Annotated in this window: 10 protein-coding genes; 9 read left to right on the top strand and 1 reads right to left on the bottom strand. The window is 63.4% G+C overall.

Features of this window, described 5'->3' with window-relative positions; genetic code table 11:
• The 8 genes from WC683_18175 to WC683_18140 all read left to right on the top strand — a co-directional run.
• Nucleotides 1-215: hypothetical protein (locus WC683_18175; protein MFA4974538.1), on the top strand; the 215-nt coding region annotated here is incomplete at its 5' end.
• Complete coding sequence (locus WC683_18170; GenBank protein MFA4974537.1) at nucleotides 181-2,034, top strand: hypothetical protein; 1,854 nt, start codon at nucleotides 181-183, stop codon at nucleotides 2,032-2,034. The genes WC683_18175 and WC683_18170, both read left to right, overlap by 35 nt.
• Before the next feature lie 9 nt (nucleotides 2,035-2,043).
• A complete protein-coding gene (locus tag WC683_18165) occupies nucleotides 2,044-2,457 on the top strand; it encodes a hypothetical protein (protein MFA4974536.1) in 414 nt (137 codons plus the stop codon).
• Complete coding sequence (locus WC683_18160; protein MFA4974535.1) at nucleotides 2,454-3,158, top strand: hypothetical protein; 705 nt, start codon at nucleotides 2,454-2,456, stop codon at nucleotides 3,156-3,158. The genes WC683_18165 and WC683_18160 overlap by 4 nt, the downstream gene beginning before the upstream one ends.
• A 35-nt stretch (nucleotides 3,159-3,193) precedes the next feature.
• Complete coding sequence (locus tag WC683_18155; GenBank protein ID MFA4974534.1) at nucleotides 3,194-3,814, top strand: LamG-like jellyroll fold domain-containing protein; 621 nt, start codon at nucleotides 3,194-3,196, stop codon at nucleotides 3,812-3,814.
• On the top strand, nucleotides 3,815-5,911 hold the full coding sequence (locus WC683_18150) for a hypothetical protein (protein MFA4974533.1): 2,097 nt from the start codon (nucleotides 3,815-3,817) through the stop codon (nucleotides 5,909-5,911).
• A 15-nt stretch (nucleotides 5,912-5,926) separates the two neighbouring features.
• A complete protein-coding gene (locus WC683_18145; protein ID MFA4974532.1) occupies nucleotides 5,927-6,991 on the top strand; it encodes a hypothetical protein in 1,065 nt (354 codons plus the stop codon).
• Between the two features lie 3 nt (nucleotides 6,992-6,994).
• A complete protein-coding gene (locus WC683_18140; GenBank protein ID MFA4974531.1) occupies nucleotides 6,995-7,438 on the top strand; it encodes a hypothetical protein in 444 nt (147 codons plus the stop codon).
• 23 nt (nucleotides 7,439-7,461) lie between these two features.
• Here the strand turns inward: WC683_18140 and WC683_18135 are convergent, their stop codons facing one another.
• Entirely contained in the window at nucleotides 7,462-7,614 is a 153-nt protein-coding gene (locus WC683_18135; protein MFA4974530.1) for a hypothetical protein, read from the bottom strand.
• Nucleotides 7,615-7,661: 47 nt separating this feature from the next.
• Here WC683_18135 and WC683_18130 point away from each other — a divergent pair, with 47 nt between their 5' ends.
• Nucleotides 7,662-8,150, top strand: coding sequence for a hypothetical protein (locus WC683_18130; protein MFA4974529.1), 489 nt, complete (start codon nucleotides 7,662-7,664; stop codon nucleotides 8,148-8,150).
• Nucleotides 8,151-8,199: the final 49 nt, after the last annotated feature.

Here is an 8,199-nt window from a genome sequence, read left to right as displayed (position 1 = left end):
GCGGCACGCTGTGGGTTCCAGAGGGCTGTTTCTCCAAGACTTTCCGGGACGTTCTGGTCGAAGCGCTGCGGATGCCGCTCGACCACGACTCGCGCCTCAAGTTATCCCAGCAGGCTCTCGCCCGCTACGCTTGGCCCGTGACCGCCCGGCTCTTCGCCGAGGCGATCGAGGAGTCCAAGCATGGCTACGACCCCCACGAAGAGCCGCGCGAGTGAGCTTCGTTCCCTCGGCCGAAGAATCGTAACAGCCGCCGACGTCGCCGCACCCGCCGTAGACAGCGGCTTCGACGTCACATCTTGGGATCAGGTGCTCCTTGTCGTGACCGGCAACGCCGCCGGCATCGCCGAGCTGATGCTCTACATGCAGTACCGGAGCGCGCTCGCGGCCCTCGAGAGGACGGCGATGTACCCGGCGCTGCACATCCCCGAGGTGGCGCTCGTCAACCACACCCTGAGCCAGACGCCTGCGGTCTACGTGATCAACACGATGTTCGCGGACCGCATCTTCCCGTCGGTCGTCTCCTTCTCCACCGCGACGAGCGTCTACCTGAACGTCATCGGGGTGACACCGGAAGGAGGCGCTCTTCTCGATGCGCTGTCCCCTTCTTTTTCGGGTGACGCGGGAGACGTCAACGTCGCGGAGTGGGGCGGCACCACAGTCTTGAACGGCGGCACGGCCGGCTCTCCGGCTGTGGGCGGCGTCGTCGCTCACGACGCGGCGGCCAGCGGCGCGAAGCCGGTCATCGTGGGTGCGAAGGCCACCGACGCGGAGCCCGGCGCGGTCACCGAGGCCGACGCGGCGTATCTCTCGACGACCCTCGCCGGTCGGCTCCGCGTCAACGCGGTCGGGAACGTGGACGACGGCTCGGCTGCGGCGCTCGCCCCGGTCCGGGTCGCCGGCACGGCCGACGCGGCGCTTTCCGTAGTCGACGACGGCGACGTCGCGCAGCTCGTGACCGATCTCTACCGCAGGCTCCAGACGCTTCCCCAGGGCGCGACGGTCGATGACGCCGCCGACACCGCGGCCCTGAACCCGCTGAAGGTCGGTGGCATCGCCATCTCGCACCTCGCGCCCGACGCGGCGCAGGTCGGCGACATGGTCCACGCGACGACCGACCTCTACCGCCGGCTCCGCACGCTCCCCGAGGGGCCGATTGCGGACGGGGCGGTGGTCGACGCGACGAACCCGGTGAAGACCGGCGGCGTGGCCTACACGACGACGACGCTCGCCGCGTCCGACGTGGACGCCGGGGACGTGGCTCACCTCGCCCTCGACCTCGAGCATCGGCTCTTCACGCACCCGATGGGCGGGACCGCCGACAACGCGGCGAACGACGCGCTCGACTACCCCCTGAAGGTGGGCGCGGTCGCCGAGAATGAGCCCATCGCGGCCGGCGTGGTCACGGACGCCGACTTCGTTCACCTGACGACCGACCTCTACAGGCGGCTCTGGACCCATCCGGTGGGCGCCGTCGCCGACGACGTCGCCTCGGTCGCGACCGAGTACCCCGTGAAGATCGGCGCCGTCGTTGATCAGGTCGTCGCGGCAGCCACTGACGCTGACATGGTCCACCTCGTCACGGACCTGTACCGTAGGCTCCGGGTCGTCTCCGCGGCCTACGACGACGTCGCGGCGGCCGACCGGGTGAGCGCGAACACGACCGCGGACGACCGCGACGAGAGCGCCCAAGTCTGGGCGAACGAAACGCTGGCGGCGGCCGACGCGGTCTACTACCCCAGCTCGAGCGGCTATGAGATCGGGAACCGGCCCTGGCTCACGATCCAGATCGGCATTCGAGACGGCACGCTGACCTTCCAGTCGAGCAACGAAGGCACCAACTGGACCGACGTCACGAAGATGGTCGTCGATCGCGGCCAGGGCGGCGGCGGCTACGCCTCGTGGATCTCGCCCGACGTGGCGACGGTCTACTACCAGCTCGAGGTGACGTGTGGCGCGCGGTACTTCCGGGCGCTCTGGACGCCGGCCGACGCGACCTCGATCGTGATCATCAACGCCATGACCAGGGCTCTGTAGGAGAAGACCATGGACGAAAAGACGCTCTACCCCGTGAACTACGAAGAGCCCAAGGCCGAGACGAAGCCGGCGGTCGGCCGGGATGAGGCCGCCGCGCTCGCGCTCATCCGGGCCGCGGTGCCCGCAGGGGGGAAGCCGCTCCCGGTCGCGCAGGTCCGCAAGCTCGTCTGCGGCGATCAGCCGCAGTACGCGATCGTGGCCCAGGGCCCCGACCCGTCGAAGGCCATGGCCGAAGCGATCGAGGCGGTCGCGGTGGGCCAGCCGGTCATCGGCCCGGCGGCGACGGCGGGCTTCCTCCCCGAGGAGGTCGACACGCTCGTCCAGCAGGTCATCGAGGAGCGCAAGCCCTCGTGGAAGCCGGCCGCGGTCGAGGCCGCGGGGCTTGGTGAGGTCGGCCTCGGCGGCGAGGAGAAGCCCCGGTGACCGTCGGACTGCGAGACCACGTTCCCGAGCTGGGCAGGCTTCCTCTGCTCTTCCGGGAGACGTTCCCCGACCGTGACAGCGTCGAGAGAAACGGCGCGACCATCGTCGGGACCGGCACGACGTTCGGGCCGGATGGGGTCACGTTCGACGGGAACGGGAACCTGCTGTACAACGTGAGCGGCCCGTCGATTCTTCGAGCTGGTTATACAATTGTGTTTACTGTGACATTTGGATCAGCACTAGACGATGATGCAGACCATATGTTCTATGACATCATAGGGACAGGCGGTCGTCAGTATCTTTGGAAGCGTTCAACTAATACATTGTATTGGGTAGCTGGGGGAGGACTTATAGCTGAGTTAGCATATGCAACTTGGAGTGTTGCCGCTGTGGCGGGAAAGAATACTTTTGTGGTATCCGTCACTTCGGAAGCAAACTATTTGTGGCTCAATGGGGTGCTCATCAAGTACGCTGCTACTGCATGGTCTTCTATTAAAGCCGCACAGATGACTATAGGCTGTGGTTCAGGCCCCGCACAGCGGTTCGTCGGCACCATCCACCGCTTCGAGATCTACGGCAACGTCGCCACCGCCGTTGACGAGCCGCACCTCCGGCAAGGCACGCTCATCTCCGCGCTCACGACCCGCTGGCCGTTTTGCCGGGCACGAGCTACTACAAAAACGACGCCGGCCTGTTCGTGACCGACGTTGGCGGGCGAATCGGCGGCACGGCTCTGATGGGGAGCGACGGTGCGACGGCGGCGCAGTTCCCCAAGGTCGCTCGTGAGGCCGGGCTCGTGCGTGGCTTCTCGTTCGACGGCGGGGATCAGATCACGATCCCCGACGCCGACGCACTGAGCTTCACGACGGGTAGTGCAGACCTCCCGTTCTCGATTGCTATGATCGTCAAGGGGACGGTTACCGGAAACTGGAGCATTGTCTACAAAGGATCTGGTTTCGGTGCTAGTGATTATGGGGAGTACGAAATCTATTGCCCGTCCGGTGGGGCTGTCTACGTTTTGCTGAGTGACGCAACACTCGGAGGCGTAATTTATAGTAATGCGGCAGCGGCTATAAAAACCGGAATTCCACATGTGCTTATTGTTACGTACAACGGAGGAGGTTCCGCTGGCCTGAAAATCTACAGAGACGGCACCTTGCTGTCGTCATCCGTAGGATCGTCAGGGGTATATACGTGTATGCGTAATACATCGGCTCCTCTTGTTTTTGGTCGTGGGCGTATTGCTTACTATCTTACAGGAGAGCAGGCACTTCAAATCATCGACAACGTAGAGTGGAGCCCCATGCAGGTACGCGCCCTCACGGCCCGGCTTCGCTACCAGGCGAGGAGGCCCTAGATGCCAGGTATCAACGGCTTCATCGATTTCGTGAAGAGTCTCTCGCCCGCAATGGCGACGGCTTTTATTCGGGGTTCCGTAGAGTGCTGGGACAGCTACGCTCGGCCTCGCATCATCACTCCCGGCACGGCTGGTGTCGGCCTGGCTTTCAGACGCGGCGAGAAGGGCTACTACCTCAGTCAAGAGAAGTCTGCTGCTGCCGGTGGTGGTTCTGTTTCGATCGTTGATAGCGGCGCGGCTCCTGAGTTGCGTGTTGCGAGTGGTACGCTGTTTTGGACGGCGCGTAACTTCCAGACCTTGCCTCCTGATTACGTGACGGCAATCAAGTCCCGTGTCTACTCCAAGGTGGATGAGGGCGGCACTGACCTAGAAGTCATTATCCAGGGCGCTAACACACTTTGGATCGCGGACGGTGTAAGCATACGCACGGTAGCTTCGACTGCACTTACGGGAGCCAGGACTGTCGCAATTCGCTGGGTGACCGGCGCTATACCGCAGCTTTTCGTTGACGGCACATTCCGCGCGAATGCGGCTGGAACCATTGCACCAACGGGTAACGATGCAAACCTGACGCTCTTGAACTACGGCGCTGTTCTCAGTTACGGTTCCAGAATCAACGATTATGGCCTCATGTGTGCGTTCAACGACGCCATCCTCGGCAGGGCTCTCACGGACGCCGAGATCAAGAACCTCTCCGATCTGTGGGACCAGATCGGCAGCGTCTTCACAGGCAAGTCGATCTTCTTCCCGCCCGACCCCAAGAACATCACGGGCTCGCTTCCGTTGGTGTACTTCGATGGTCCAAGGAACGGGAGCAATATCGTTCCAAACAAGGGCAGCCTCGAAACCGACTTCACGATCTCCGGTTGTCTCCAGCAGCGGAGCGACAAGGGCCACATCATCCACTCGGCTCCTGGCCGGGGCGGGGCGAACGGACCGCTGGCGCAGACGCCGGTGAATGCGAGCCTGTACCCTGACCCGTGGACGATCGCATTCAAGTGCTTGATCAAGACAAAGGGAGAAAACGGATCTGGTCAATTGCTCTGGCTTGATACGGGTGGGGGTCAGCGAGCTACTATTTACTTTGGAGGAGCACCTGTAAATGCGTTAGCTTATTCCATATACTACAGCGATCCTGCTCACGCTATCTGGACTGTGCCAATATCACCGAATGTTACTCATATTGTCGTAATTAGGCATAACAAAGTCAGCCCACTAACACTTCCAGAGATATGGGTTGACGGCGAGTCGCAAACAGTAACAGCGTTAGTAGCGCGAGCTGGAGCATTGGTTACAGCCCCCTCGGCAAGAGTTGAGTTATTCAATACATATAGCCCAACAGCAATTCCGCGTGCCTTCGACGGCGACCTAGAGATCTTCGCTCTCGACTCTGGCCTCTGGACCGACGCCCAGGTCCGCAAGTTCTACCTCGACCACGCGCTGGAGTGCAACGTCCTGGCGAACCGGACCGACTACCCCGTCTCCGTGGCGGCTGTCGCGGCTGGCGGAAACTGCGGCCCTGTTCGCGTGCTCTCGGGCACCATGAAGTGGGACGACACCGGGACGCGGCGCCGGCTCCTGGGTGTGACGGCCGGGTACTTCGCGAGCAGGGAGGCGAGCCCGCAGGCGTATGGGGCGTGGTACTTCAGGGCGCGTAAAGGTACTGCGGCTGGTGTGCTCTATCTGCCGCTTATTGGATCAGTGCCAGCTATTTTGACAGCGTCAAATTTCAATGGCTACGCTTTAGTAATTACTGACACTGAGATTGTACGCTTTCAGAAGTGGATCAATGGCGCAGGATCAATAATTGCTGCGACAGCAGCGGACGTTGTTGCCATCAACACAGAGTACGAACTCTGCGTTACGCGAGCCAGTGTCACTGACGCATTTGGCCATCTGGCAGGCTATTGGACGGTGTGGATCAGAGGCGGTGCTTACGCGACGTGGACCAGCCTGCTCACGGGCACCGACAACACACACACGACAAGCAATTGCCTTGTCGGCTACCTCGACGCGGGCGGCTACATCAGCGACTACAGGCAGTACCCCAACGGTTCTGGGCTCGTTCCGACTGACGTTCCGGACCTGGCAGATTAGGAGAAGGAGAGAATCATGGGCGGCAGCAATCCTACGATGATCCGCGCGATCGGCCAGGTCGCCGATGACGCCGCGAACGTTGCAACCGAGCTTCCGCTGAAGGTCGGCGCCGTGGCCGAGGATGTTCCGACCGCGGTCACCGACGTGACCGACGCGGACAAGGTCCACCTCGTCGCGGACTTGAAGCGCCGGCTCTGGGCCCACGCCGTGGGCGGCGTCGCCGACGGCGCGACGAACGTCACGACCGAGCACCCCCTCAAGCTGGGGGCGGTCGCCGAGACGACGCCGGCAGGAACGGGCATCGCCGACGGGGACATCGCACATCTCATCACGGATCTCTATCGGCGGCTTCGCGTGCTCGCCGAGGGGGCAACTGCAGACGACGCGCAAGACTCTGCGAACCTGAACCCGGTGAAGATTGGGGCTCGCGCCGTGAGCAACGCCGCACCGGAGAACCTTGACGTGATCGACGCCGGCGACGTCGGGCACCTGATCACCGACACCATGCGCCGACTCCTCGTGAACGTCTGCGGCAACCAGGCCGACGGCGCCGTTGCCGACTCAGCGAACCCGGTCAAGATCGGCGCGGTCGCGGAGACCACGGTGGCCGGCACGGGCGTCGCGAACGCGGACATTGTTCACCTCGTGACCGATCTCTATCGCCGGCTCCGAGTCGTGCAGGTCCCGCAGGTCCTGACCGTGAGCTGGGCCGACCTCTCGAACGTCTCCGCCGATGCCTACTACCCGTCCGAGGGTGGGCTCGACACCGACGTCTACGGCACGATCACGCTCACCGGCAAGGTCATCTGCGGAGCCGACAACACCTCGGTCCTCACGATCGAGGTCACGAACGATGAGGACGCGACGCCGGGGAACCGCGACTGGCAGGCGATCTACGTCTACAGCAACCTCACCGACGACGTGCTCAATCAGGTCGCGACGCTGGCCGGCGCGACCTCGCAGATCGCCATCTCGCTCAACGATCTGGGCTTCAAGTACGTGCGGGCGAAGTACGATATCACCCGGCCCGCGGCGAACAACGACACCGTCATCCTCAAGGCGCAGTACCGAGCGAGGTAGCAGATGATCCTCAACGGCAAGAAGAAGCTCGTCACGTACTTGACGAACAAGACCGGCACGACGTCGGTCAAGGGGCAGGTCGTCGTCCAGTACGCCGACCTCGATGACGCGTACATCGCGGCTCCTGCCGGAACGATCCTCGCGATGGGCGTCGTGCTCCAGGGCGGCATTGCGGGCGATGCGAAGGTCCCGATTTGCACCTTCGGCCGGTGTCAGGTGCTTTTCCCGATCGACGCAGGGTCGACGCGAGGTAACTGGGCCTCCGTCCATGTAAGCGACGCAGGAATGGCGTCTTCTGCGTACAATGCACTCGGTGATATCTTCGCGCAAGGGCTCGGCATGGTGCACGAAACCGTTGCGAGTTCTCCGTCTAGCCCGATTCTCGTGTGGATCGACTTCGTGCCGTCGAAGTCAAAGGACATCCCTGTTGCGAGTGGGGAAAGCTGATGGCGCTCGTGACGCAGCAGGCCTTAGACGAGTTCGAGGCGCGGCAGGGAGAGCGGCTCGGGCGCATCGAGTCGCAGCTCGAGTCGCTCGTCCTTCTCCTCCAGCACCACGGGAAAGCCCTGGGCGAGCTCGAGACGCTCATCCCGCGCCTTGCCGGCGCCGTACGCCCGTCGCACTCGGCGCCTCGTGGGACGCCGTGCCCCGAGTCGTGTGAGAGCTCCCCATGAGCACGGTGAAGCACCACGACTACTCGCAGGAGTCACTGGCACGGCCGGCGCCCGACTCGCCCAACCCGCGCCCGCTCATCCCGACCGGGCCGCTCCATCCTGGCGCGTGCCACTACCCGTTCGAGATGGGCTGGGTCCAGACCGCGATGAAACCCTTTCAGGAGAAGGTCTTGCCCGCCGTCGGCTGGACCGAGAGCACCCGGAAGTGGCTCTTCGGCATCGCGACCGTCATCCTCGCGTCCCTCGTCGGGCTCGGGCTCGCGCTCGGGTCCTCGTGCCGGGCGGCCGGGGCCCAGGAGGAACGGCTCGAGCAGGTCCGGAGCGCCCAGAGCGCCGAGCGGATCGAGCGAACCCAGATGGACAAGCAGATCAGCGACGAGGAGACCCGGCGCTACGACAAGCTCTTCGACCTGATGGTCAAGATCCACTCGGACGTGCAGGTCTTGAAAGCGCGAGACGACGAGGAGAGGCACCCAGGGCGGTAACTTCGCCCGCGCCCGTGTCTCCTGTTACCTTCAAGGTGAGGTGAGCCCA

The sequence above is a fragment of the bacterium genome (genome assembly GCA_041648665.1).
In the GTDB taxonomy this organism is placed as follows: domain Bacteria; phylum UBA10199; class UBA10199; order 2-02-FULL-44-16; family JAAZCA01; genus JAFGMW01.
Note: the sequence above shows the minus strand (reverse complement) of the source record. Positions and strands in the feature narration are given on the sequence as shown.

What these genes read in the sequence shown, in the direction of transcription:
- WC683_18170 (MFA4974537.1), top strand. Translation starts at nt 181, where the DNA reads ATGGCTACGACCCCCACGAAGAGCCGCGCGAGTGAGCTTCGTTCCCTC.
- WC683_18165 (MFA4974536.1), top strand. Translation starts at nt 2,044, where the DNA reads ATGGACGAAAAGACGCTCTACCCCGTGAACTACGAAGAGCCCAAGGCC.
- WC683_18155 (MFA4974534.1), top strand. Translation starts at nt 3,194, where the DNA reads ATGGGGAGCGACGGTGCGACGGCGGCGCAGTTCCCCAAGGTCGCTCGT.
- WC683_18150 (MFA4974533.1), top strand. Translation starts at nt 3,815, where the DNA reads ATGCCAGGTATCAACGGCTTCATCGATTTCGTGAAGAGTCTCTCGCCC.
- WC683_18145 (MFA4974532.1), top strand. Translation starts at nt 5,927, where the DNA reads ATGGGCGGCAGCAATCCTACGATGATCCGCGCGATCGGCCAGGTCGCC.
- WC683_18140 (MFA4974531.1), top strand. Translation starts at nt 6,995, where the DNA reads ATGATCCTCAACGGCAAGAAGAAGCTCGTCACGTACTTGACGAACAAG.
- WC683_18130 (MFA4974529.1), top strand. Translation starts at nt 7,662, where the DNA reads ATGAGCACGGTGAAGCACCACGACTACTCGCAGGAGTCACTGGCACGG.